Annotated in this window: 17 protein-coding genes and 3 rRNA genes; 13 read left to right on the top strand and 7 right to left on the bottom strand. The window is 68.9% G+C overall.

Translation table 11 applies throughout. The features are described 5' to 3' along the window. The first annotated feature begins 6 nt into the window (after positions 1-6). From ACU6P3_RS17970 to ACU6P3_RS17955, 4 genes are all read left to right on the top strand, one after another. Entirely contained in the window at positions 7-252 is a 246-nt protein-coding gene (locus tag ACU6P3_RS17970) for a hypothetical protein (protein WP_447197942.1), read from the top strand. A gap of 311 nt (positions 253-563) precedes the next feature. Continuing rightward, positions 564-2,207: an FAD-binding oxidoreductase gene (locus ACU6P3_RS17965; protein ID WP_447193193.1), complete on the top strand. Its 1,644-nt coding sequence runs from the start codon at positions 564-566 to the stop codon at positions 2,205-2,207. A 247-nt stretch (positions 2,208-2,454) separates the two neighbouring features. After that, a complete protein-coding gene (locus tag ACU6P3_RS17960; RefSeq protein ID WP_447193192.1) occupies positions 2,455-3,039 on the top strand; it encodes a hypothetical protein in 585 nt (194 codons plus the stop codon). Between the two features lie 95 nt (positions 3,040-3,134). Further along, positions 3,135-3,740 carry a sortase domain-containing protein gene (locus ACU6P3_RS17955; RefSeq protein WP_447193191.1) on the top strand — a complete coding sequence of 202 codons (606 nt, stop codon included), beginning with the start codon at positions 3,135-3,137 and terminating at the stop codon, positions 3,738-3,740. Between the two features lie 139 nt (positions 3,741-3,879). Here ACU6P3_RS17955 and ACU6P3_RS17950 read toward each other — a convergent pair whose 3' ends face one another. Further along, the gene (locus ACU6P3_RS17950; RefSeq protein WP_447193190.1) at positions 3,880-4,641 is read right to left on the bottom strand and encodes a phosphatase PAP2 family protein; all 762 of its coding nucleotides are present in this window, start codon (positions 4,639-4,641) and stop codon (positions 3,880-3,882) included. A 310-nt stretch (positions 4,642-4,951) separates the two neighbouring features. Beyond that, complete coding sequence (locus ACU6P3_RS17945; RefSeq protein ID WP_447193189.1) at positions 4,952-5,974, bottom strand: C40 family peptidase; 1,023 nt, start codon at positions 5,972-5,974, stop codon at positions 4,952-4,954. Between the two features lie 383 nt (positions 5,975-6,357). On the opposite strand from ACU6P3_RS17945, the gene ACU6P3_RS17940 reads away from it, so the two are divergent. From ACU6P3_RS17940 to ACU6P3_RS17915, 6 genes are all read left to right on the top strand, one after another. After that, positions 6,358-6,666, top strand: a complete 309-nt coding sequence (locus ACU6P3_RS17940) for a DUF8827 family protein (protein WP_003985768.1) — start codon at positions 6,358-6,360, stop codon at positions 6,664-6,666. 320 nt (positions 6,667-6,986) lie between these two features. Continuing rightward, positions 6,987-7,841, top strand: coding sequence for a DUF8175 domain-containg protein (locus tag ACU6P3_RS17935; protein ID WP_447193188.1), 855 nt, complete (start codon positions 6,987-6,989; stop codon positions 7,839-7,841). A gap of 139 nt (positions 7,842-7,980) precedes the next feature. Further along, positions 7,981-9,270, top strand: coding sequence for a hypothetical protein (locus tag ACU6P3_RS17930; protein ID WP_447197941.1), 1,290 nt, complete (start codon positions 7,981-7,983; stop codon positions 9,268-9,270). Continuing rightward, positions 9,267-10,820, top strand: coding sequence for an SCO6880 family protein (locus ACU6P3_RS17925; RefSeq protein ID WP_447193187.1), 1,554 nt, complete (start codon positions 9,267-9,269; stop codon positions 10,818-10,820). The genes ACU6P3_RS17930 and ACU6P3_RS17925 overlap by 4 nt, the downstream gene beginning before the upstream one ends. 205 nt (positions 10,821-11,025) lie before the next feature. Next, positions 11,026-12,531, top strand: coding sequence for an ATP-binding protein (locus ACU6P3_RS17920; RefSeq protein ID WP_447193186.1), 1,506 nt, complete (start codon positions 11,026-11,028; stop codon positions 12,529-12,531). 1 nt (position 12,532) lies between these two features. Continuing rightward, on the top strand, positions 12,533-14,266 hold the full coding sequence (locus ACU6P3_RS17915) for a type VI secretion protein (protein ID WP_447193185.1): 1,734 nt from the start codon (positions 12,533-12,535) through the stop codon (positions 14,264-14,266). 221 nt (positions 14,267-14,487) lie between these two features. On the opposite strand, the gene ACU6P3_RS17910 is transcribed toward ACU6P3_RS17915, so the two are convergent. Next, on the bottom strand, positions 14,488-15,345 hold the full coding sequence (locus tag ACU6P3_RS17910; RefSeq protein ID WP_447193184.1) for a LysR family transcriptional regulator: 858 nt from the start codon (positions 15,343-15,345) through the stop codon (positions 14,488-14,490). Positions 15,346-15,416: 71 nt separating this feature from the next. Between ACU6P3_RS17910 and ACU6P3_RS17905 the strand changes: the two genes are divergently transcribed. Both ACU6P3_RS17905 and ACU6P3_RS17900 read left to right on the top strand, forming a co-directional pair. After that, positions 15,417-15,734, top strand: coding sequence for a hypothetical protein (locus tag ACU6P3_RS17905; RefSeq protein WP_447193183.1), 318 nt, complete (start codon positions 15,417-15,419; stop codon positions 15,732-15,734). Then, on the top strand, positions 15,731-16,483 hold the full coding sequence (locus ACU6P3_RS17900) for an SDR family NAD(P)-dependent oxidoreductase (RefSeq protein WP_447193182.1): 753 nt from the start codon (positions 15,731-15,733) through the stop codon (positions 16,481-16,483). Before ACU6P3_RS17905 ends, ACU6P3_RS17900 begins: the two co-directional genes overlap by 4 nt. A gap of 668 nt (positions 16,484-17,151) precedes the next feature. On the opposite strand, the gene rrf is transcribed toward ACU6P3_RS17900, so the two are convergent. The 4 genes from rrf to ACU6P3_RS17880 form a co-directional block, all read right to left on the bottom strand. Continuing rightward, positions 17,152-17,268: ribosomal RNA gene (rrf, locus tag ACU6P3_RS17895) — 5S ribosomal RNA — on the bottom strand. A gap of 79 nt (positions 17,269-17,347) precedes the next feature. Then, positions 17,348-20,472: ribosomal RNA gene (locus ACU6P3_RS17890) — 23S ribosomal RNA — on the bottom strand. Between the two features lie 309 nt (positions 20,473-20,781). Continuing rightward, a 16S ribosomal RNA gene (locus ACU6P3_RS17885) occupies positions 20,782-22,308 on the bottom strand. The 16S, 23S and 5S rRNA genes sit together here, the layout of an rRNA operon. 668 nt (positions 22,309-22,976) lie before the next feature. After that, positions 22,977-23,543 (bottom strand): MarR family winged helix-turn-helix transcriptional regulator, encoded by a 567-nt coding sequence (locus ACU6P3_RS17880; protein WP_030743886.1) that lies wholly within the window; start codon positions 23,541-23,543, stop codon positions 22,977-22,979. A 146-nt stretch (positions 23,544-23,689) separates the two neighbouring features. Here ACU6P3_RS17880 and ACU6P3_RS17875 point away from each other — a divergent pair, with 146 nt between their 5' ends. Beyond that, positions 23,690-25,018, top strand: coding sequence for an MFS transporter (locus tag ACU6P3_RS17875; protein ID WP_447197940.1), 1,329 nt, complete (start codon positions 23,690-23,692; stop codon positions 25,016-25,018). Positions 25,019-25,026 lie beyond the last annotated feature (8 nt).

Below are 25,026 nucleotides of genomic sequence, written 5' to 3'. Positions count from 1 at the left end.
ACCGACATCCCCGAGCGCCGCGCCGGCACCCCCGGCCCCGCCGGCACCGTCAACTCCACCGACTCCCCCGGTCCCGCCGGACCCCTCGGCCCCCTCGGCCACACCGCCTCCACCGTCGAACGCGGCTCGTTCTGCCTGGCCCGCTGTTCGTGCGGCTGGTCGGGCCCCGCGCGCCGGGCGCGTGACCGGGCACGTACGGACGCGCGGGCGCACGCGGCGGCCGCTGCCGAGTCGGACGCGGCAACGCCCTGACGGCCCGCGCACGCTGACAGCCCGGGCGCCGTGACACCCCGCGCGTTACCGCGATGCCTGTCGCCCCGTCGTCCTGTCGCCCCGTCGCCCTGCGCCCTGTCGCCCTGACACCACTCGCGCACCACCGGGCCCGCTGTTCCCGCTGCTCCCGCGGCCCCGACGACCGCCGCCCCGCGTCCACCGGTGACACGAAACACCGCCCGCCTGACGGAACCCGACGGCCCGCGCGTCTCGTCCCGTTTCCCAGGACGTCGACCGCGCGTTCCCCGGGGAAGGCCCTTCCCCGGCATCGCTCCTCAGGAGGTCGCCGCATGGAACGGCGCACGCTGCTCACGGCCGCGGCCGGAGCCCTCACGGCCACGACGGCGACCGCCTGCTCCGGCGGCTCCGGCGGCTCCGGCGGCTCCGGTACGCACGGCACCGATGGCGTCGACGGGAAGAGCACGCCGGACAGGACCGGCGCCTCCCGCTCGGCCGGGACAGGCGGTACGGCCGCCGCCTCCGGTTCCGCCCGGCCCGTCGGCGCCGCCGCCTGGAACGCCCTGGGCAAGGGTCTGGACGGTGAGCTCGTACGCCCCGACGACGCCGCGTACGCGACCGCGCGTCAGCTCTACAACACCCGGTTCGACGACCTGAGGCCCGCCGCGATCGCCTATGTCTCCGGAGAGGACGACATCAGGGAATGCCTCGCCTTCGCCCGCTCCGGCGGCGTCCCCGTCGCCATCCGCGGCGGCGGCCACTCCTACGCGGGCTGGTCCAGCGGCAACGGCCGGCTCGTCATCGACGTCTCACGCCTCGACGCGATCGACCGGGCCGGGCCGGACGCCGTCATCGGCGCGGGCACCCGGCTCGGCGACGTCTACCGGACGCTCGCGCGCCGGGGCCGTACGATCCCCGCCGGTTCCTGCCCCACCGTCGGCATCGCCGGGCTCACCCTCGGCGGCGGCCATGGGGTCGTATCCCGGGCGTACGGGCTGACCTGCGACAACCTGCTGTCCGCCACCCTCGTGACCGCCGACGGCAAACGGCTGACCGCCGACTCCGAACGACACACGGACCTCTTCTGGGCGCTGCGCGGCGCCGGGAACGGCAACTTCGGCATCGTCACCGAGCTGCGCTTCCGTACCCACCCGGCGCCCGAGGCCGTCACCGCGTTCGCCTCCTGGCCCTGGTCCAAGGCCGAGACCCTGGTCCGGGCGTGGCAGGCGTGGGGGCCCGGGCAGCCGGACGAGATCTGGTCCTCGCTCCACCTGTCCGCCGGGCCCGGCGGCGTGGCCCCCACCGTCTCCCTCTCCGCCTTCTCGCTCGGCGGTGAGACGGAGCTGAAGAACGCCCTCGACCGGCTCGCCGACGGCCCCGGCGGTCCGGGGTCCGCGCGCTCGGTCTCGGTCCGCCGCCGCGGGTACGAGGAGGCGATGCGGCTGTTCGGTGGCTGCTCCGAGCTGAGCGACGAGCAGTGCCGGCTGCCCGGCACGACGCCCGGCCGGGGCCCTCGGGGAGCCCTGCGCCGCGAGACGTACGCGGGAACCTCGGACTTCTACGACCGGTCCCTGACGCCCGCGGCCGTACGCGCCCTGATCTCCGCCACCGAGGAGTTCACCCGGCTCCCGGCCTACCGGGGCGGTGGCGGTTCGGTCATCCTCACGGCGCTGGGCGGCGCGATCAACCGCACGGACCCGGCGGCGACGGCCTTCGTGCACCGGCGCGCGCGGCTGCTGGCCCAGTACATCGCCTCCTGGCAGCCGGGCACCTCCGGCACGGCACACCAGGATTGGCTCAAAAGCGCTCATACCTCGATGCGTCGGCACGCGTCCGGCCGGGCGTACCAGAACTACACCGACCCGAAACTGTCCGACTGGCGCTCGGCGTACTACGGGACGGCGGCGGACCGGCTGACGCGGCTGAAGAGGACGTACGACCCGGACCGGCTGTTCGACTTCCCGCAGGCGCTCTGACGGACGCGGTCGCGGAGGCCCCGCGACAGGGCGGGACGGGGCGGCGGTCAGGAGCGGCGGGTGCGCGGAGCGGCCGGCCGGGGGCTGGGGCGGAGTGGTCGCTGTAGGCCGTACGGCCCACCGAGGTGGCCGTACGGACCGACGGGCGATGGCCTGTACATAGCCGACAGCGACCAGCCATCGGCCGCCGACAGCCTCGGTTCCCGACCCTCGGACCTCAGACCCTCAGACCCTCAGGGGTGTCCTCATGCACCGCTTCACGCACCGGCTCGCGCACCCGCACACCTCCCGCATAGCCACGCTCGGCACACTCGCCGTCGTCACCGCCACCACTCTTTTCGCCGTGATCGCCGACGCCGCACCGGGATCGGACCCACCGCCGGCCGGCCCACCCGGCCCGCTGGCCGGCCCACCGGCGGCCCCGCCCGCGGCGCCACGGGGCGCCACGGCCCCGCCGAGCCCGTCCGTGTCGGGGACGATCTCGTCGACGTCGCGGCCGAAACCGAGCCCGCCCCCGACGGGCACGTCCCCCGCCGCCGCACCCCCGACCTCAGCGCCCCCGTCCTCAGCGCCCGCCGCGCCCCGGTCCACCGCACCCCGGTCCTCCGTGGCCTCCGCCGCGGGCCAGTTGCGAGCGACGCCCTCGGGCGCGGCACGGGGCGGCGCGGTTCACGGCACACGGCACGTGGCCGCCGGCCCACCGGACGAGGCCCGGGAGCGGACCGGCACGGCGGAACTCACCCTGGCCGTCGGCGCCACCGCGGCGGCCTCCGCCGGCACGGTCCTCGTGGCGCGCCGCTACCGTCGCCGTGCCCCGTTGGACCACCACTGACCGGAAGAAACAGGGCGGCAGGGGAAGGCGCGGGCGCCACGGGCGCCGCCGACGCGGCGATCGCGCTTCTCTTCACGATCGCGGGGCTGTGCGGCGTGGCCGCCGTACTGCTGCACCTGTTCCCCCAGTGGTACGCGCCGCCCCCCGCGCGGCCGTCCTCCGCGTCCGCGCCCGCGGCCGAGCCCCGGCCCGTACGGGTGGCGGACGCGGGGTCCGCGCCGGTACGCCTGCGGATCCCGGTGCTCCGCCTCACCGCCGACGTCCTCCCGCTCGGGCTGGACGAGAACGGCTCGCTGGACGCGCCGGGCTTCCGCGACGCGATGAAGGTCGGCTGGTACGCCCTGGGCCCGCGCCCCGGCGAGCCCGGCCCCGCCGTCCTGGTCGGCCACCGGGACGCCCCGGCCAACCCCGGCACGGTTCCTGTTCGCAACGGTCGCGACAACATCCGCAACGCGGTCTTCGCCAAGCTGGGCCGGCTGCGTCCGGGCGACCTGGTCGAGGCGGAGCGCGGGGACGGGCGGCGGCTGCCCTTCCGGGTGACGGCCGTGGACACGTACCGGACGGGCGACTTCCCGACGGCGCGGGTCTACGGCCCGGTGCCGGACCCGCAGCTCCGGCTGATCACCTGCGGCGGGCTGATCGACGCGCACGGTCACTGGGACTCGAACGTGGTGGTGTCCGCGGTGCGGGAGGGGCCGTAGGGACGCCGGTCGGACCCACTCGGCCGGGCGGTTCAGGCGCCCTCGGCGGTTCAGCGACCCATGCGACCCGTGCGACTCAGGCAGCTCAGGCAGCTCAGGCAGCTCAGGCAGCTCAGGCAGCTCAGGCAGCTCAGGCAGCTCAGGCAGCGAGATTGTTGTCGTCGGGACGCGCCTCGGACACGTCGAGCGAACGAGCCCCGCCCTCGGCGACCGGGTCGAGCCGCCCCGTGTCGTTCGTACGGTCCCGGTCCGCCTCGCGCGCGGCCCGTGACCGTACGAACCAACCGAGGCGCTCGGAGCGCGCGACCGCCCACATCAGCGGCGTGAGCAGGGCGGTCGCGAGCGGCGTGAGCAGCAGCGCGACGGCCGTACCGAGCGCGAACCCGCCGATCACGTCCGTCGGGTAATGGACCCCCATGTAGATCCGGCAGAAGCCTTCGAGGAGCGCCAGGCCGATCGCGACGAGGCCGAACTTCCGGTGTGCCACGAAGACGCCGACGCCGATGGCCATCGCCATCGTGGCGTGGTCGCTGACGAACGAGAAGTCCGTCTTCCCGTCCACCAGGACCTCCAGGCCCTTGTGGTCGACGAAGGGTCTGGGGCGCCCGACGAACCCCCGGATGGGGATGTTGATCAGCAGCGCGACGCCGGCGGCCAGGGGTGCCCAGACCAGCCCGGCGACGGCCGTGACCGAGTCCTCCGCCGACCCGCGCCGGCGCACGCTCCACCAGCACCAGAGCGCGACGAGCACCATCGCGAGCATGATCCCGTACTCGCCGACGAACTCCATGACCCGGTCCGACCACGCCGGAGCGTCCTTGGCCAGGCCGTTGATGTCGTAGAGCAGGCCGACATCGGGGTTCGACCCCTCCAGTGAGAGTCCAGCTGAGAGTCCAGCCATCTGCTGCGGCCCCTTGCCTTGTCACCCGCCGCGGCGCGTGCCCGCGCGCGGCTTCCACCAACCCCCGTGGTCGGTACGGAACATGCTGCTGGCTCTCCACCGCAGCTGTCGCTCAGGCAACGGCCTGTGCCCCATGAGCGTTCCACTTTCTACCGAACGATCACCATGACGTTATCGAAGAGTGACACATCGTCGCAGCTCAGAGCCCCGTTCCGAGGAAGGGTTCCGGCCACCGGCCGGGCGCCGCGCGTTTCCGACGGCCCTGCCCCGACCGGTCGCCGGGGCAAAGCCCCCCTGGACTAGGGGTCCCTCAGGCCCCGGGCCGGCTGCCGGGCAGGTCGGTCGGCAGCGATTTCGCGCCGTCCTCGGTGACCCGGGTCGCCCCGAAGTAGTCCGGGGTGTCGATCTTGTCGAACCGGATCACGGCTCCCGTGTACGGCGCGTTGATCATGTATCCGCCGCCGACGTATATGCCCACGTGCCGGATGGCCCGTGAGTTGGTCAGATCGTCCGAGAAGAAGACGAGATCACCGGGGAGCAGTTCGTCCCGGGAGGGATGCTCCCCCGCGTTGTACTGGTCGTTGGCCACCCGGGGCAGCTCTATGCCCACCCTGCGGTACGCCGCCTGTGTCAGCCCGGAGCAGTCGAACCGCCCGCCCTGGGCGGCCGTGCCGTTCCCGCCCCACAGGTACGGCGTCCCGAGCTTCTCCTGCGCGTAGGTGATGGCGCCGGCCGCCTGCCTGGACGGCTCGACCCCGGCGACGGGCGCGGCGAAGCTCTTCTCCAGCGTCCGGATGATCTTCACGTAGTTCTGTGTCTCGCGGTACGGCGGCACGCCCCCGTACTTGATGACGGCGTACGCGCCGGCGTTGTACGCGGCGAGCATGTTGCTGGTCTGGTCACCGGGCACGTCCTTGACGTAACCGGCGAGTTCGCAGTCGTACGTCGCGGCGGAGGGGATCGCGTCGGCGGGGTCCCAGATGTCCCGGTCCCCGTCCTTGTCCCCGTCTATCCCGTGCGCCTCCCAGGTCCCGGGGATGAACTGCCCGATGCCCTTGGCGTTGGCGGGGGACTGCGCGCTGGGGTTCCAGCCGCTCTCCTGGTACAGCTGCGCGGCGAGCAGGGCGGGGTTGATGGCGGGGCAGAGGTTGCCCCACCGCTGCACGAGCGGCTGGTACGCGGCGGGCACGGCCCCCTTGGCCAGCCCCACCGCCCGGCCCCCGCCCCCGCCGGCCAGTCCGGCCGCGGCGGAATACGTACCGACCACCAGCAACGCGACGAACCCGACACAGGCCCCACAGACGGCGGAAGCGACAACCCATGCCTTACGCACCGTCAAACACCCTCCGGGTCCGGGGGACGCGCTCCGTCCTGCGTCAGTGTAGGCGGACAAGGCGCTGTTCAGCAGGGGGACTTGAAGGTGGCCGGGAAGGGCATGCCAGAGACCGCGCACACCTTCGGACATACGCTCGCGCGCACGTGTAAGCCCCGAGGCGGGAAGGGTACGAACTGATCCGAGGCTGGGAGCGAAGGAGCGGAGGACGGAAGCAGGAGACTCCGACCCTGGTCAGGGCGGTGACGCCGGTCATATGTGCGGGGATCGGGTAAAGAGAGCAGCCAAGCGGCATACGCGGGCGGTTCCATCAGCGAAGATAGAGCGGGACCCGTGCCATGGGGGCATGGGCGTGAACGACCCATACAGGGGCGGTGAGTTACATGTACCTGGCAGCCGAAAAAGGCGACATCACTACCATTATCGGTGGCATCGCCCCAAACTGGGGGCCCTTCGGGACACTGGGGAACGAGGCTCGGGTGATGATCGAGGTGGTGATGGCCGTCGCCATCCTCCTCTGCCTCGGGATCGCGATCTGGGGCGCGGCGAAACAGCGCATCGGCGCGACGGCGCTCCGGGACACCTTCAGCGCGGAACAGGGCAAGGGACTGATCGTCGCGGGGCTGACCGGGGTCTTCATCATCGGCTCGCTGGGCACGCTCTTCACGATCGTGTACGGGATGGCGGTCTGAGCGAGCGGTTCGCGGTACGCGCGCGTCCCGCCACGGGAGCCGTACGGACCGTACGTACGCACCGCACCGTTCGCACCGCACCGCGTCCCGTCCGCACCGGCCACCCATCCGCACCGAACTGTTCCTGCCCGGCACCGGCCGTCCGCGCCGGACCACCTCCAACACCACCCGCCCGTCGCGCCCAACGGCTGAGGTTGCGTCTCCCTGATGTCGAGTCACCACACCGCGTCCGCGCGGCAACCAGCACGGCTACCGTCGTACTACGCGGACCACGCGGGACCGGTGGCGGATCCGCATTCGGCTGAGGGAGCGTACGCGGCATGAGCTTCGGCGACGAGCACGGCTACGGGGGCGACCCGGGCCGCACGGAGGAGAGCTTCGGCGGCTCGGGCCAGACGCGTACCCGCCTGCCGGACAGAACCGGCGACGGCCACGGCACCCCCCGCCGCCCGGCCCGCTCCTCGCGGTCCCTGATCACCGTGGTCGGCGTGGTGGTCCTCCTCATCGCGGCCATCGCGTTCGCGAACCGAGGCGGCGGAGGCGGCGCGTCGGACGACCCCAAGGAGGCGTCGTCCCGCCCGGGCTCCGACTCCACGGCGGCGACGGGCGTCAAGCCGGTGACGGGCAAGAACGGTTCGATACCGTCGGGCTTCGCCCGGGACGAACAGGGCGCGGCGAGCGCGGCGACGAACTACGCGGTGGCGCTCGGCTCCGACGGCATGTTCGACGCCGGCACCCGGCAGGAGATCATCCGCGCCACACACGACCCCGCCACGGCCGACAGTCTGCTGAGCAGGATGGAAGATGCCTATTCGCCGTCCTTCTTCCAGAGCGTCGGGCTCAACGAGGACGGCACCGCGCCCACGGGTCTCACCTTCATCTCCCGGACCGTGCCGATCGGGACCAAGGTCACGGACATCAGCGGGGACGCGGCCACGGTCGAGGTCTGGTCGACCGGTCTCATGGGGCTCGCCGGGGAGGGCTCGACCAAGCCGGTGACGGAGAGCTGGTTCACCATCACGGAGAAGCTCAAGTGGATCGACGGTGACTGGAGGATCGCCTCGTCGACCCAGTCCCAAGGCCCCACGCCGGTCAGCGGCGGCGACCGAGCCTCCACAGCCGACGAGATCGCCAAGGCCGTTGAGGGATTTGGAGGCTTCACCTATGCCCGGTAGCCGACGGCTGTCCACCGGCCGCCCCCCGCACGCCGGCCGTCACCACGACGCGCCCCGCCGAACGTCAGGGGTGGCGGCCACTCACCGCCTCCGCGCCGCCGCCCGCTCCGTATCCCTGTCCCTGACCGGAGCGTTCGCGATGGTCCTCGCCCTGTCCGCGCGCGCCGCCGCCGCTCCGATGGCCCCCGACCCGTCGCCCAGCCCCAGCGACAACGTGTGCGAGCTCATCCCTGGCAGGGCCAAGGACTACTGCGAGAGCGACGGAGGATCCTCCGGCACCTCGCGCACCAGTGGAGTCGACGACCCCGCCAACGCCCTCGACCCCCTCTCCTCCCTCGCCCGCGGCTGCGCCGACGCCGCCGCGTGGATCGTCGGGAAGCTCAGCGACGCCGTGGAGTCGACCGCCAACGTCGACTTCACCAACGACGCCTTCCTGCGCCAGTACGCCGTCGTCTTCGCCGCCTCCACCATCCTCACCCTCGTCCTCTGGCTCCTCGCCGTCGCCAAGCGCGCCATCCGCGGCGTGCCGCTGACCACCGCGCTGTCCGAGGCCATCGGGTTCCTCTGGCTGACCGTCCTCGCCTCCGCGTTCACGCCGCTCGTCCTCTACACCGTCGTCTCCGCGACCGACTCCGTCACGGAGGTCATCTCGACGGCCACCGGCGGCCAGACCGACGTCTTCTTCGGCGGCTTCGCAGAGGCCCTCAAGAAGGGGGAGGACATCGGCGGCGGGCCGATCATGCTGATCGTCGTCGCGCTCGTGTCGATCCTCGCCGCCGGGATCCTCTGGCTGGAGCTGGTGATCCGGGCCGCGCTGCTCTACGTCGGCGCACTGCTCGGCACGGTCGTCTACGCCGGGCTCGTCGACAAGAACATGTGGGGCCACGTCCGCCGCTGGGCCGGCATCATGATCGCGGTCATTCTCGTCAAGCCCGTCATCGTGATCGTCCTCGGCCTCGCGGGCGCGCTCTCCGCCGACGACGGACCCGACGCGTTCTCCGCCGTGGTCTCCGGACTCGCCATCATCCTGCTGGCGATCTTCGCCTCGGCGATGATCTACCGCTTCGTCCCCGGTTTCGGCGACGAGATCGCCGCCTCCCGCAGCAACCGCAAGCAGGCCACCGACGGGGCGAAGGCCGCCGCCGTCATCAGCTCCCCCGCCGCGCTGGTCTCCCAGGGCATCAAGGCCCACAGCGGCCGCGGCGGCCAGCAGCAGGCGGGCAGCGGAGGCGGCGCCCGGCCCGCCAACGCGGTTTCCGGGGGCGTCGCCGCGCACAGCTCGCGCGGCGCCTCCGGCCCGGCCGGCGGCGGCAGCCCCCTGCCGTCCGCGCCCCCGCCCCGTAGCAGTCCCACCGGCGGCACCCCGCACGGCTCCCGCGGGTCCGCGTCGAGCACCGGCAACAACAGCACAGGAGGTGGAGGGCGTTGACGACCCAGTCCCATCCGCTCGCTCCCCGCCGTACGTATCTCATCGGCCGCGCCCGGCCGAACGCGATCGTCGGCAAGAACCGTGAGACCGGCGAGATCGCCCTGATCATCGCGGGCGCGTTCCTCGGCATGATGTGCGGCCTGCTGGTGCCCGTGCTGTCGCTGCGGATCGTGACGCTCACCGGATTCCCGGCGCTCGCGCTGGCCGCGGTGTACGTGCCGTACAAGCACCGCACGTTCTACAAGTGGTTCGAGATCAACCGCAGCTTCAAGCGCACCCTGCGCGCCGGCACCGCCTACCGCTCCGGCGCCATGGAGGCCGGTACGACGCTCGACGGCCGCGAGGTCGAGGTCGGCCCGCCGCCGGGCATCGGGCGGATCAACTGGCTGTCCGCGCCGTTCGGTCCGGACGAGATCGCCGTCCTGCTGCACGCCGACCGCCGTACCGTCACCGCCGCCATCGAGATCGAGGGCCCCGGCGTCGGGCTGCGCGACAGCGAGGACCAGGAGGCCCTGGTCGACCGGTTCGGCACGCTCCTCAAGCACGTCGCCAACGGCGACGGCTTCGTCACCCGCATCCAGATGCTCGCCCGTACGCTGCCCGCCGACCCCGACGCGCACGCCAAGGACGTGGCCCAGCGCGGCGACTCCACCGCTCCCGCCTGGCTCCAGGACTCCTACGACCAGCTCCAGTCGATGGTCTCCACCTCCAGCGAGCAGCACCGCGCGTACCTGGTCGCCTGCATGCACTACACCCGCGAGCTGGCCGCCGAGGGCCAGGCCATGGCCCGCGCCGCGCGCGCGGCCGGCGGCCCGCGCAAGCTCGACCGGGACGCGGGGCTCGCCGTCGTGATGGCCCGTGAGCTCACCGACATCTGCGCCCGGCTCGCCGAGGCGGACATCCGGGTACGGCAGCCGCTCGGCCAGGCCCGGCTGGCCTCCCTCGTACACTCGATGTACGACCCCGACCACCCCATCGACCACATCCAGGCCATGACGAAACGCAACGCCTGGCCGGCCGAGCTGGACGCGGTGGAACCGACGTACCTCCAGGCCAAGACGCGCGAGTCGGCCACCCGCGAGCCCTGGTGCCACTCCACCGCGTGGATCAAGGAATGGCCGTTGACCCCGGTCGGCGTGAACTTCCTCGCGCCGCTGCTCGTCCACACCCCGGACGTGATCCGTACGGTCTCGGTCGCCATGGATCTCGAACCCACCGAGATCGCCATCGAGCGGATGCTCACGGAGAAGACGAACGACGACGCGGAAGCCAGCCGCGCCGCCAAGATGAACCGCACCGTCGACCCCCGCGACATCGCCGCCCACGGCCGGCTGGACCAGCGCGGCGAGGACCTCGCCAGCGGTGCGGCGGGCGTCAACCTCGTCGGGTACATCACGGTGTCGTCCAGGTCACCGGAGGCACTGGCCAGGGACAAACGGACGATCAGGGCCTCGGCCGGCAAGTCGTACCTGAAGCTGGAGTGGTGCGATCGTGAGCACCACCGGGCTTTCGTGAACACATTGCCGTTCGCGACCGGTATCCGCCGGTAGCGGTTGCCGTGCCATAGCCGTACGCGTCGACCGTCCCCGCAGCCGTATCCGCACCCGCACCCGTATCCGTCGCGGAGGCCACCGGCCACTGCCCGACCGCCCGCCCCATGGCCGGCCCGCCCGACCGAACGACCCGCCCGACCTATCGCCCGCCCGAGTGCCCGACCGACCGCCCGCCTGACCGACCAGCCGAAAGGGGCCTGCCGTGCGAGACCCGCTGTCCGTCCTCACGGACGCCTTCACCAGCTTCCTCTTCGGGAAGGTGGAGACCACCCGGCTGCCCGTCCGCACATCGACCGGCCAGGCCCAGGCCGTCTACCTGCCCACCGCGGCCCCCGGCCTCGGCGACTCCGGTGTGATCATCGGCCGCGAGGTCTACAGCGGCAAGGGCTACATCTACGACCCGTTCCAGCTGTACGGGCAGCAGCTCCCCGCCCCCCACTGGCTGGTCCTCGGCGAGTCGGGCAACGGCAAGTCGGCGCTGGAGAAAACCTACGTCCTGCGCCAGCTCCGGTTCCGCGACCGCCAGGTCGTCGTCCTCGACGCACAGGGCGAGGACGGCCACGGCGAGTGGAACCTGATCGCCGAGCAGCTGGGCATAACCCCCATCCGGCTCGACCCGGTGGCGGCGCTCGACGGCGGTATCCGCCTCAACCCCCTCGATCCGGCGATCACCACGACCGGGCAGCTCGCCCTGCTCCGTACGATCATCGAAGTCGCCATGGGCCACGGCCTGGACGAGCGCTCCGGCTTCGCCCTCAAGGTCGCGCACGCCTACGTCAACGCGACCATCGTCGAGCGCCAGCCCGTGCTGATGGACATCGTCGAGCAACTGCGCCACCCGGAGCCGGAGTCGGCCGAGGCGATGAACGTGGGTCTGGACGACGTACGGGCCTGGGGCCTGGACGTGGCGCTGGTGCTGGACCGGCTGGTGGACGGTGACCTGCGGGGCATGTTCGACGGGCCGACCACCGTCGGGATCGACCTGGACGCCCCGCTGATCGTCTTCGACCTCTCGCACATCGACCGCAACTCGATCGCGATGCCGATCCTGATGGCGATCGTCGGCGTCTGGCTCGAGCACACCTGGATCCGCCCCGACCGCAAGAAGCGCATCTTCCTGGTCGAGGAAGCCTGGCACATCATCAACTCGCCCTTCGTGGCACAGCTCTTCCAGCGGCTGCTGAAGTTCGGCCGGCGCCTCGGTCTGTCCTTCGTCGCCGTCGTGCACCACCTGTCCGACGTGGTCGACGGCGCGGCGGCCAAGGAGGCGGCCGCCATCCTCAAGATGGCCTCCACACGCACGATCTACGCCCAGAAGGCGGACGAGGCCAGAGCGACGGGGCTCGTGCTGGGCCTGCCACGCTGGGCTGTGGAGATCATTCCGACGCTCACCCCCGGTATCGCGGTCTGGGACGTCAACGGCAACGTCCAGGTCGTCAAGCACCTGGTGACCGAGGCGGAACGGCCGCTGGTCTTCACCGACCGGGCCATGACGGAGAGTTCGGGCCCGCCGGCCGCCCCCGGGGCCCCGGGGATGCCGGGAACACCGGGGACACCGGGTGCGCACCGACCGCGGGACGCCAGGGGCCTGGGCGGTGACGGCCTGCCCGAGGAGCTACGGACCGCGGACTGGGAGGCGGAGCAGCGGACGGCCCTGCTGGAGCGGCAACGGAGGCTGAACGAGTCCACCGAGTCGACGGTGGCGTGAGATGGCGCGCCACCACGACGGCACCGGGCCCGGTGCCGGCTCCGCCGCCGACGGCCGGGACGGGCGGCAAGGCGGCGGGGTGCCGGACGGGCTGCTGGTGGGCCTGCTGGGCTTCCTGCTCGGCCTGACGCTGCTGGTCTGGACGGCCACCGGTCTGGCGGGCCTGCTCACGCACGGCGGCTGGCCGGAGAACGTGAGCTTCACCCGTACGCCGATGGCCATGCGCGAACTCGCGTCAGCCCCGCACGACCTGCCGGCGGCCTGGCCCGAGACCCCGCCGGGAGAGCTGTCCGGATACGGGCTCTTCTGGGGCCTGTTGATAAGCCAGCTGATGGTGCTGACCGTGCTGACGGTGTTCGTGCTGGGCGTGACGGCCCGTTACCGCGTCGTACGGGCACGTCGCCGGGAACAGGCGGCCGCGGCGGCGATGACGCCGGGAGGACCGGTGAAGGCGGCGGAGCCACCGCGCGGGACGGCATGGGAGGCGACTCCCGTCGCGAAGCCGACGGGGACGGCGGGGCAGGGGCCGACGGGACCGGAGCCGCCGGGGACGGCGGGGCCGCGTACCGCCACCGACCCACCCACGACCGTCACAAGCGCCACGACCGCCTCCTCCGTGACCGGCGCGTCCGCCGCACCCTCCGCAAGTCCCGAACCCCTCGCCGCTCCTGTCACCCCCACATCCGCCGGACATCCAGCCCTCCTCGCGCCCCCCATTGCGCACGCATCTCACGTATCCTCCGAGCCCTTCGGGAACGCCGCCTCCTTCCCGACCCTCCCCGGTGTGCGCTACGGCGATGCCGCCGCCCGCCGTCCCACCGCCCTCCAGGCCGTGCTGGACGCCGCCGGCCCCGCCCTCGTCGTCACCTCCGACCCCACCCTCTGGGCGGAGACGAAGGACGCGCGGGCCAAGCTCGGCCCCGTACTCCTCCACGACCCCGGCCACCGGTGTGACACGCCGGCCCGGCTCCACTGGTCCCCCGTCACCGGCTGCGAGGACCCCGGCGCGGCGGGCGAGCGCGCGGTCGCGCTGCTCGCCCCCGTACGCCCGCACGCCCTTCTCGACGCGGCCGTCGCCGACACCGCGGAGACCCTCCTGCGCTGCTGGCTGCACGCGGCGGCCGTGGACGGCCGACCGTTCAAACAGGTGCACCGCTGGGCGCAGGGCTCTGGGGCGCGGGACGCCGTACGGATCCTGCGCACCCACCCCAAGGCGGCGTCGGGGCTGGCGGGCCTGCTGGAGTCCGCGCTCACGGCCTATCCCGAACGGCGCGACCAGGCACAACAGCTGACGGCCCGTGCGCTGTCCGCGCTGTCCTCGGTCCACGTCCGGGAGGCCTGTACGACAAACCGAACCGATTCGCTCGCGTTGGATTCTTTCGCGCGCGAAGGGGGCACGCTTTATGTGGTGGGCGAGCCGATCGAGGATCCGCGCTCCCGCCCGGGTGCGATGCCGCTGCTCACCGCACTCGCCTCGTACGTGGTCGAGCACGGCCGCCGCATGGCCGCACGGTCATCTGACGGTCGGCTCGACCCACCAATGACGCTCGTCCTGGACGATGCCGCCGCCGTCGCCCCGCTCCCCCGCCTTCCGGAGCTACTGGCCACCGGTCAGGATCGCGGCCTGCCGACGCTGGCACTGCTCCGCTCCCGCCAACAGGCCAAGGACCGCTGGCCCCAGCACGACCTGCCGGAGCCGCCGCCCCTCCCGCCGACGTCCGCGGCGCCCCGCTGAACCACCGAGCACGCGTGCGGCACCCCTGATCCCCTCCGCGCCCGCCGCACTTCCCCGGTACTACGCCCCGTACGCACTCAGCTGCGCGCGGAAGCTGCTCCAGCGGAAGGGTTCGGCCGGGCCGCCCAGTTGGTACGCGGGGGCCATGCCTGGGACAGGGCGGTCAGGCTACACAGCCTGACCGCGCCCAGCCCGACCGCGGCCGCCGCATGGCCGCACGGTCATCTGACGGTCGGCTCGACCCATTTCTGTCGCAGTGATGCGGCGGCGGTGATGAGTGCGGTGACGTGGTCGCGGTGGTCGTCGTCCCGGCGGGCGATGAGGATCCGGCTCGGTCCCGCGTCGGGGACAGGGATGCATACGATGCCCGAGGGCACGGGCGTGATGAGCGAGCGGGGCAGGACGGCGACGACGCGGCCGATCCGGACCAGAGCGGTGAGTTCACTGGCATCGGCAATCTCGGGACCGCTCCCGCCGCCGGGGACGCCCGGCCACCGCGGGAAGACCTCGTCACTGAGGTCGCTCAAGGCGACACTGTCGCGCCCGGCGAGCCGGTGTTCTCCGGGGAGGACGGCCACCCGGTCCTCGACATGGAGGGTCTCGGTGGCCAGCCCGCCAAGGTCATCGAACGGGGCGTAGAGCAGGCCCGCGTCGGCGCGCCCGTCGCGCAGATGATCGGTGCGGTCAGTGGCGCCGCTGAAGAGGATGTCGACCCGTCGTGCGCCGGGCTGCTCCGCGTAGGCGGCGAGGATTCCGGAGAGCAGGTTCGCGTCCCCTCCGGGTTTGATCACGAACCTGAGCGGTGCGTCGTCGGCGGCGCGCTGAGCCTTCTGCACGGCGACCGTCATCGCGTTCAGCGCATGCCGTCCGTGCTCCAGCAGGGCCGCGCCCGCGGGTGTCAGCACGACGCTGCGGCTGGTGCGGTCGAAGAGAGTGACGCGCAGCCGGGACTCGACGCGCTTAATGGTTTTCGACAGGGCGGGCTGCGCGACGGCGAGCCTGTCGGCGGCACGGCCGAAGTGCAGTTCCTCGGCGACGGTGACGAAGTACCGCAGCTCCCTGACCTCCAACAGATCCATTCCTTCAGGTTATCGAATACCTGCGGAAGAGGTCTTGGACTCGGCCGGGCACCCGGTGGTCATATGGAGACATGATCCACCACACCATGTTCGTTCAGTTCACCGAACCGATTCCCGACGCCGACCTGAACCAGTACTTCGCGGACCTCGAAAAGGCCACGAGGGGTACCGGCGTGCTCCAGACGTTCGCCGCACAGCGCCACATCCCGGTCCCAGGCGAGGAGCAGATCCCGGCGTTCATCGCCACCGCCGTCGTCCAGCTCGGCGCCGCCGACGTGGAGGCGCTGGGGACCCTGTTCGCCGCGCCGGAGGTCGGCGAGGTCTTCGACACCTGGCGCACCCGCTACCCGTTCAAGGCGGCGTGGGCGAATCACGAGACGCTGGCGTGAGCGACTTCACCGGCAAGGTCGGCCTGGTCACCGGGGCCGGCAGCGGGATCGGACGTGCCATCGCGTCCGGTCTCGCCCGCCGCGGCGCGGCGGTGGCGGTCCTCGACCTGGACGAGGCCGCGGCGCACGAGACCGCCGAGGAGATCACCGGGATAGGCGGGCGTGCGATCGCCATCCGGGTCGACATCGCCGACGAGGACTCCGTCCGGTCGACGATCGGCCGGACCGTCGCCGAGTTCGGGCGGCTGGACCTGGCGGTCAACAACGCCGGTGTCCCGTCGAGCGGCCGGCAGCTGACCGGGATGCCGGCACAGGAGTGGGAACGCGTGCTGCGGATCAACCTGACCGGCACGTTCTTCTGTCTCAAGCACGAGATTCCCGCACTGCGCCGGGCAGGGGGCGGGGCGATCGTCAACATCGCCTCCGGCGGCGGCCTGCACGCCATCCCGCTGTCTCCCGCGTATGTGGCCGGCAAGCACGGCGTCGTCGGACTGACGAAGGCTGCCGCCGTCGACTACGCCGCCGACGGCATCCGGGTCAACGCGGTCGCCCCCGGAATGACCCGCACCGCGCACCTGGACCGGGCCACCGAGGGCACCGGGATGATCGCCCAGCACAAGGCACTCACCCCGCTCGGCCGTCTCGCCACCCCGGACGAGATCGCCGACGCCGCCGTCTGGCTGTGCTCGGACGAATCCTCCTACATCACCGGAACCACGCTGTCGGTCGACGGCGGACGCCGCACCTGACCGGCAGGAACAGGGCGACCGGACAATGCAGCGGATCATCGCTGTCGAGGAGCACATCGCCACCGATGCGTTCCTGGACACCGCCCACCGCCTCGACGTCGTTCCCGGCGAGCGCACCGAGATCGGACTCATGCGCATCGTCGAGCGACCGGGACCGGTCCGGGCAGCCCTGACGACTGGCTCGCCGACCTGGTACGAGCGCGCCCTCACCGCCGTCGGCGCGGACCGCGTCATGTACGCCATCGACGCGCCTTACGAAGACACCGACGACGCGATGGCGTTCCTCAGCAACGCGCCCCTCACAGACGCCCAACGGACATGCGTCAGCCACGCAACCGCCGAACGCATCTTCAACCTCCGCTGTCCGTCACCACGGGCCTCGCGGACGGCGGCGCGTACGCGGCGGCCACGTCCCCCGAGCGCGCGGCCCGAGCGCTGGAGGCCATCGCACCACGAGGCGGCAAGCACTCGCGGAGTTGCGTCGCCTCCTCGACGTCCTGCGCGAGGCTCCTGGGCCGACCGCCAGTCCCGGAGCGGCCACCTCGGCCGGACTCGCTCCGCAGCCCGGTCTCTACGTAGCGGGCCGCGCCGTACCGTCCCGTGAACGCAGGTATGCCCCGCACCGAAGAAACCTGGTTTCTTCAACACGGGGCATACCCACAACAATTGTTCGGCGGCGTCCTACTCTCCCACAGGGTCCCCCCTGCAGTACCATCGGCGCTGAAAGGCTTAGCTTCCGGGTTCGGAATGTAACCGGGCGTTTCCCTCACGCAATAACCACCGAAACACTATGAAGATAACAACCACCGGAAAACAACACGGCCGTTCGTTACTTCAGAACTAACACAGTGGACGCGAGCAACTGAGGACAAGCCCTCGGCCTATTAGTACCGGTCAACTCCACCAGTCACCTGGCTTCCATATCCGGCCTATCAACCCAGTCGTCTACTGGGAGCCTTACCCCCTCAAGGAGGTGGGAGTCCTCATCTCGAAGCAGGCTTCCCGCTTAGATGCTTTCAGCGGTTATCCCTCCCGAACGTAGCCAACCAGCCATGCCCTTGGCAGAACAACTGGCACACCAGAGGTTCGTCCGTCCCGGTCCTCTCGTACTAGGGACAGCCCTTCTCAAGACTCCTACGCGCACAGCGGATAGGGACCGAACTGTCTCACGACGTTCTAAACCCAGCTCGCGTACCGCTTTAATGGGCGAACAGCCCAACCCTTGGGACCGACTCCAGCCCCAGGATGCGACGAGCCGACATCGAGGTGCCAAACCATCCCGTCGATATGGACTCTTGGGGAAGATCAGCCTGTTATCCCCGGGGTACCTTTTATCCGTTGAGCGACGGCGCTTCCACAAGCCACCGCCGGATCACTAGTCCCGACTTTCGTCCCTGCTCGACCCGTCAGTCTCACAGTCAAGCTCCCTTGTGCACTTACACTCAACACCTGATTACCAACCAGGCTGAGGGAACCTTTGGGCGCCTCCGTTACCCTTTAGGAGGCAACCGCCCCAGTTAAACTACCCATCAGACACTGTCCCTGATCCGGATCACGGACCCAGGTTAGACATCCAGCACGACCAGAGTGGTATTTCAACAACGACTCCACCCATACTGGCGTACGGGCTTCACAGTCTCCCACCTATCCTACACAAGCCGAACCGAACACCAATATCAAACTGTAGTAAAGGTCCCGGGGTCTTTCCGTCCTGCTGCGCGAAACGAGCATCTTTACTCGTACTGCAATTTCACCGGGCCTATGGTTGAGACAGCCGAGAAGTCGTTACGCCATTCGTGCAGGTCGGAACTTACCCGACAAGGAATTTCGCTACCTTAGGATGGTTATAGTTACCACCGCCGTTTACTGGCGCTTAAGTTCTCAGCTTCGCCAACCCGAAAGTCAGCTAACCGGTCCCCTTAACGTTCCAGCACCGGGCAGGCGTCAGTCCGTATACATCGCCTTACGGCTTCGCACGGACCTGTGTTTTTAGTAAACAGTCGCTTCTCGCTGGTCTCTGCGGCCACCCCAAGCTCACACCGTAAAGATGATCACCCAGAATGGCCCCCCTTCTCCCGAAGTTACGGGGGCATTTTGCCGAGTTCCTTAACCATAGTTCACCCGAACGCCTCGGTATTCTCTACCAGACCACCTGAGTCGGTTTCGGGTACGGGCCGCCATGAAACTCGCTAGAGGCTTTTCTCGACAGCATAGGATCATCCACTTCACCACAATCGGCTCGGCATCAGGTCTCAGACACATGCACGACGGATTTACCTACCGTGCGTCCTACACCCTTACCCCGGGACAACCACCGCCCGGGCTGGACTACCTTCCTGCGTCACCCCATCACTTACCTACTACCACCTTGGTTCGACGGCTCCACCACTCCCCTCAACTCCGAAGAGATCAGGGCGGCTTCACGGCCTTAGCATTAATGGATTCGATACTGGGCGCTTCAAAGCGGGTACCGGAATATCAACCGGTTATCCATCGACTACGCCTGTCGGCCTCGCCTTAGGTCCCGACTTACCCTGGGCAGATCAGCTTGACCCAGGAACCCTTAGTCAATCGGCGCACACGTTTCCCACGTGTGAATCGCTACTCATGCCTGCATTCTCACTCGTGAACCATCCACCACTACCTTCCAGCATGGCTTCACCCGGCACACGACGCTCCCCTACCCATCACAGTCCCCGTTAGGAGTATGTACTGCAATGACACGACTTCGGCGGTACGCTTGAGCCCCGCTACATTGTCGGCGCGGAATCACTTGACCAGTGAGCTATTACGCACTCTTTCAAGGATGGCTGCTTCTAAGCCAACCTCCTGGTTGTCTCTGCGACTCCACATCCTTTCCCACTTAGCGTACGCTTAGGGGCCTTAGTCGATGCTCTGGGCTGTTTCCCTCTCGACCATGGAGCTTATCCCCCACAGTCTCACTGCCGCGCTCTCACTTACCGGCATTCGGAGTTTGGCTAAGGTCAGTAACCCGGTAGGGCCCATCGCCTATCCAGTGCTCTACCTCCGGCAAGAAACACACGACGCTGCACCTAAATGCATTTCGGGGAGAACCAGCTATCACGGAGTTTGATTGGCCTTTCACCCCTAACCACAGGTCATCCCCCAGGTTTTCAACCCTGGTGGGTTCGGTCCTCCACGAAGTCTTACCTCCGCTTCAACCTGCCCATGGCTAGATCACTCCGCTTCGGGTCTTGAGCGCGCTACTAAAATCGCCCTATTCGGACTCGCTTTCGCTACGGCTCCCCCACACGGGTTAACCTCGCAACACACCGCAAACTCGCAGGCTCATTCTTCAAAAGGCACGCAGTCACGACTGCATGTGCAAGCACACACAGCGACGCTCCCACGGCTTGTAGGCACACGGTTTCAGGTACTATTTCACTCCGCTCCCGCGGTACTTTTCACCATTCCCTCACGGTACTATCCGCTATCGGTCACCAGGGAATATTTAGGCTTAGCGGGTGGTCCCGCCAGATTCACACAGGATTTCTCGGGCCCTATGCTACTTGGGAAACGCACAAGCAAGCCGTACAGATTTCAGCTACGGGGGTCTTACCCTCTACGCCGGGCCTTTCGCATGCCCTTCGCCTACCCATACGGTTTCTGACTCACCGACCGGCCGGCAGACCGATCAAGCACGCTCCCACAACCCCACATACGCAACCCCTGCCGGGTCTCACACGTATACGGTTTAGCCTCATCCAGTTTCGCTCGCCACTACTCCCGGAATCACGGTTGTTTTCTCTTCCTGAGGGTACTGAGATGTTTCACTTCCCCTCGTTCCCTCCACACTGCCTATGAGTTCAGCAGCGGGTGACAGCCCATGACGACTGCCGGGTTTCCCCATTCGGACACCCCCGGATCACAGCTCGGTTGACAGCTCCCCGGGGCCTATCGCGGCCTCCCACGTCCTTCATCGGTTCCTGGTGCCAAGGCATCCACCGTGCGCCCTTAAAAACTTGGCCACAGATGCTCGCGTCCACTGTGCAGTTCTCAAACAACGACCAGCCACCCGTCACACACCACCCACAAGCGATGCTTCACCGGGACCGGCAAACTGAAGGACAACCACAACGGCCGCACCCTCAGACACCCAACAGCGCGCCCGACACAACCAGCCACGATCCCCACGTTCCACGCCGAAGCAGTACTAGTGAACATCCCAACCGACCATGCCGAATAGTCAACGTTCCACCCATGAGCAAACCACCGTCGAACACTCGCCGACGTAGTGGCCCTGGATTCCCCCGAAGAGGAACCGAGATGCTCCTTAGAAAGGAGGTGATCCAGCCGCACCTTCCGGTACGGCTACCTTGTTACGACTTCGTCCCAATCGCCAGTCCCACCTTCGACAGCTCCCTCCCCACAAGGAGGTTGGGCCACCGGCTTCGGGTGTTACCGACTTTCGTGACGTGACGGGCGGTGTGTACAAGGCCCGGGAACGTATTCACCGCAGCAATGCTGATCTGCGATTACTAGCGACTCCGACTTCATGGGGTCGAGTTGCAGACCCCAATCCGAACTGAGACCGGCTTTTTGAGATTCGCTCCACCTCACGGCATCGCAGCTCATTGTACCGGCCATTGTAGCACGTGTGCAGCCCAAGACATAAGGGGCATGATGACTTGACGTCGTCCCCACCTTCCTCCGAGTTGACCCCGGCGGTCTCCCGTGAGTCCCCAGCACCACAAGGGCCTGCTGGCAACACGGGACAAGGGTTGCGCTCGTTGCGGGACTTAACCCAACATCTCACGACACGAGCTGACGACAGCCATGCACCACCTGTACACCGACCACAAGGGGGACCCTGTCTCCAGGGTTTTCCGGCGTATGTCAAGCCTTGGTAAGGTTCTTCGCGTTGCGTCGAATTAAGCCACATGCTCCGCCGCTTGTGCGGGCCCCCGTCAATTCCTTTGAGTTTTAGCCTTGCGGCCGTACTCCCCAGGCGGGGAACTTAATGCGTTAGCTGCGGCACGGACGACGTGGAATGTCGCCCACACCTAGTTCCCAACGTTTACGGCGTGGACTACCAGGGTATCTAATCCTGTTCGCTCCCCACGCTTTCGCTCCTCAGCGTCAGTATCGGCCCAGAGATCCGCCTTCGCCACCGGTGTTCCTCCTGATATCTGCGCATTTCACCGCTACACCAGGAATTCCGATCTCCCCTACCGAACTCTAGCCTGCCCGTATCGACTGCAGACCCGGGGTTAAGCCCCGGGCTTTCACAACCGACGCGACAAGCCGCCTACGAGCTCTTTACGCCCAATAATTCCGGACAACGCTTGCGCCCTACGTATTACCGCGGCTGCTGGCACGTAGTTAGCCGGCGCTTCTTCTGCAGGTACCGTCACTCACGCTTCTTCCCTGCTGAAAGAGGTTTACAACCCGAAGGCCGTCATCCCTCACGCGGCGTCGCTGCATCAGGCTTCCGCCCATTGTGCAATATTCCCCACTGCTGCCTCCCGTAGGAGTCTGGGCCGTGTCTCAGTCCCAGTGTGGCCGGTCGCCCTCTCAGGCCGGCTACCCGTCGTCGCCTTGGTAGGCCATCACCCCACCAACAAGCTGATAGGCCGCGGGCTCATCCTGCACCGCCGGAGCTTTCAACCCTCCCCCATGCGAGGAAAAGTGATATCCGGTATTAGACCCCGTTTCCAGGGCTTGTCCCAGAGTGCAGGGCAGATTGCCCACGTGTTACTCACCCGTTCGCCACTAATCCACCCCGAAAGGCTTCATCGTTCGACTTGCATGTGTTAAGCACGCCGCCAGCGTTCGTCCTGAGCCAGGATCAAACTCTCCGTGAATGCTTCACCGGTCATCCGGTTCACACACACGAGAGCGGAACCGTCGGCCGGAATAAGACCGGACGGTCCACAGCATCCTCGCTGTGTTGTGTTTCAAAGGAACCTCAACCCAACCCCAAAGCTGGGGGAAGGTCGGGGTATCAACATATCTGGCGTTGACTTTTGGCACGCTGTTGAGTTCTCAAGGAACGGACGCTTCCTTCGTACTCACCCTCTCGGGCTTTCCTCCGGGCGCTTCCCTTCGGTGTTTCGTGTCTCCGACTCTATCAGACTCTTTCGTGTCCGATTCCCCGTCGGAGCGGGGTTTCGCTTTCCAGTTCTCCGCTTTCGCGTTTCCCTTTCCGGCGGTTCCGACTCTATCAGATCCCTGCGGGCCTGATTCCCAGTCAGCGGGTTGTGTCTTCCCGGCTGTTGCGCCGTTCCGACGTCCCAAACCCTAGCGGATTCCGTAGACGACTCATAATCGAGTCATTCGAAATCAATTTCGGCATGCCGAAATTGACCCCGGCCGGGAGTCGTACTGAGTGTTGGGTGCCGCGTCCGAGCGGCGGGAGTGGCTGTCGCAGAACCGTTCCAGCTCCATGACAACTCGAAGCACCTTACGGATCGGCTCAGGGCCTGTCAAACGAGGGTCGCCGTGTCCGCACGGCGACCCCGGCCCCGGGCCGTCAGTCCAGGTCCGTCAGCCGGCCGCCGGCGTCCGGCTGGGCGTGTTCCACCCGGCGCAGGAGCCGGATCAGCATCTCGCCGAGCACGCCCCGTTCCTCACCCGAGAGGTCCTGGAGCAGATCCTCCTCGAAGGCCGACGCCATCCGCATCGCCTCCAGCCACTTCGTACGGCCCTCGTCCGTCAGCTCGACGATGACGCGCACCCGATTGGTCTCGTCCCGGTCGCGCGTCACCAGGCCCTCGCCCGCCATGCGGTCGATGCGGTGGGTCATGGCGGCCGGGGTGAGACCGAGACGTTTGGCGAGCTCGCCCGGGCCCAGGCGGTAGGGGGCTCCGGAGACCACGAGGGTCTTGAGCACTTCCCACTCCGTGTTGCTGATGCCGAGGTCGGAGACCTGGCGGCCGTAAGCGACGTTCATCCGGCGGTTCAGTCGGCCGAGGGCCGAGACGATCTGCTCGACCTGGGGGTCGAGGTCTCGGAACTCGCGCTGGTACGCGGCGATCTGCTCGTCGAGGCTCGGCTCCTGGAGACCCGGCGCGGCGGGTTTCGCGGGGGTGTCGGACATCGGGGCAGTATGCCACGCCTCACGTGGCATTGAAGTCCTTCAATGTGTATTGTTGAGCCTCGAATTTTATCTTCGAAGTCTTCATCTTCAAGCTGTCGAGGCAGGTGAGTGTGACCAGGACGACGGGTACGGCGACGCGCGCGGCCATGCGCCGGATCCAGGCGGGGAACGCGCTGAGCGCGTTCGGGCTGGGGTTCACGGTTCCGTATCTCTATGTGTATGTGGCCCAGGTCCGGGGCCTGGGAGCGGGCACGGCGGGTGCCGTGCTCGCGGTGTTCGCGCTGGCGGCGCTGGTGGTGCTGCCTTTCACCGGGCGCGTCATCGACCGGCGCGGCCCGTTGCCCGTACTCGTGGGCGGCGCGGTGGCGGCGGCCGTGGGAGCCCTCGCGATGGGCGTGGCGGAGAACGTACCGGCCGTCCTGCCGGCCGCCGCCCTGCTGGGGGCGGGGACCGCGGTCATGCAGCCGGCGCTCGCCACGATGATCGTGTGGTGCTCCGGAGCGGATTCCCGCACCCGCGCGTTCGCCACGCAGTTCTTCCTGTCCAACCTCGGGCTCGGCGTGGGCGGGCTGATCGGCGGACAGATCGTCGACGAGAGCCGGCCAGGGAGCTTCACTCTCCTCTTCTCCGTCGAGGCCGTGATGTTCCTCGTCCTCGCCGCCGTGGCGCTGACCGTGCGGCTGCCGAGGCCGGCCCGTCTTACCGCCGCAGTTTCCCTGCCGGGCGCCGGAGACGGGGGCGGCGCGGCCGATGGCGGCGGGGACGGGGGCGGCGGGCTGCGGGCGCTGCTCCGTCATCGCGCGATGGTGCAGCTGTGCGGGCTCGGGTTCGTGATGTTCTTCGCCTGCTACGGGCAGTTCGAGTCCGGGCTGGCCGCGTACGGGACCGAGGCCGCCGGCATCGACCCCGCGACGCTGGGCATCGCGCTGGCCGCCAACACGGCGGTGATCGTGATCGCGCAGTTCGCCATCCTGCGGCTGGTCGAGCGGCGCCGGCGCAGCCGGGTGATCGCGCTGGTCGGTCTGGTCTGGACCGCCGCCTGGCTGCTGGCGGGGTACGCCGGGCTCGGGCCCGGGCTGGGCCTCGGTGGCCAGGACCTGGCGACGGTCGCGTTCGTCTCGACGTACGCCCTGTTCGGGCTGGGCGAGGCGATGCTGTCCCCGACCGTGGCGCCGCTGGTGGCCGATCTGGCGCCGCCGTCGATGATCGGGCGGTACAACTCGGTCTTCGCGCTGGTCAAACAGCTTGCCCTGGCGGTCGGGCCGGCGGTCGGCGGGCCGATGGGCGCGGCCCTGCACGGGCCGTACGTCGTGACGTTCGTGGTGTTCTCGCTGGGCGTCACCGTGCTGGCGCTGCGGCTCGGGCGGCGGCTCACGCCCGTACAGGACCAGCCGTTCCTCGCGGCGGGTTCGCGGGTCGTGGCGCGGCACCTGCCGGATCCGGACCCGGACACGACGAAAGCCGTCTCTCCCTGAGGAACCGC

It is taken from the genome of Streptomyces hebeiensis, from assembly GCF_052983195.1.
This window is presented reverse-complemented; position numbering and strand designations above follow the sequence as displayed.

What these genes read in the sequence shown, in the direction of transcription:
- ACU6P3_RS17960 (WP_447193192.1), top strand. Translation starts at nt 2,455, where the DNA reads ATGCACCGCTTCACGCACCGGCTCGCGCACCCGCACACCTCCCGCATA.
- ACU6P3_RS17930 (WP_447197941.1), top strand. Translation starts at nt 7,981, where the DNA reads ATGGTCCTCGCCCTGTCCGCGCGCGCCGCCGCCGCTCCGATGGCCCCC.
- ACU6P3_RS17880 (WP_030743886.1), bottom strand. Translation starts at nt 23,543, where the DNA reads ATGTCCGACACCCCCGCGAAACCCGCCGCGCCGGGTCTCCAGGAGCCG.
- ACU6P3_RS17915 (WP_447193185.1), top strand. Translation starts at nt 12,533, where the DNA reads ATGGCGCGCCACCACGACGGCACCGGGCCCGGTGCCGGCTCCGCCGCC.
- ACU6P3_RS17940 (WP_003985768.1), top strand. Translation starts at nt 6,358, where the DNA reads ATGTACCTGGCAGCCGAAAAAGGCGACATCACTACCATTATCGGTGGC.
- ACU6P3_RS17905 (WP_447193183.1), top strand. Translation starts at nt 15,417, where the DNA reads ATGATCCACCACACCATGTTCGTTCAGTTCACCGAACCGATTCCCGAC.
- ACU6P3_RS17950 (WP_447193190.1), bottom strand. Translation starts at nt 4,641, where the DNA reads ATGGCTGGACTCTCAGCTGGACTCTCACTGGAGGGGTCGAACCCCGAT.
- ACU6P3_RS17935 (WP_447193188.1), top strand. Translation starts at nt 6,987, where the DNA reads ATGAGCTTCGGCGACGAGCACGGCTACGGGGGCGACCCGGGCCGCACG.
- ACU6P3_RS17910 (WP_447193184.1), bottom strand. Translation starts at nt 15,345, where the DNA reads ATGGATCTGTTGGAGGTCAGGGAGCTGCGGTACTTCGTCACCGTCGCC.
- ACU6P3_RS17875 (WP_447197940.1), top strand. Translation starts at nt 23,690, where the DNA reads ATGCGCCGGATCCAGGCGGGGAACGCGCTGAGCGCGTTCGGGCTGGGG.
- ACU6P3_RS17965 (WP_447193193.1), top strand. Translation starts at nt 564, where the DNA reads ATGGAACGGCGCACGCTGCTCACGGCCGCGGCCGGAGCCCTCACGGCC.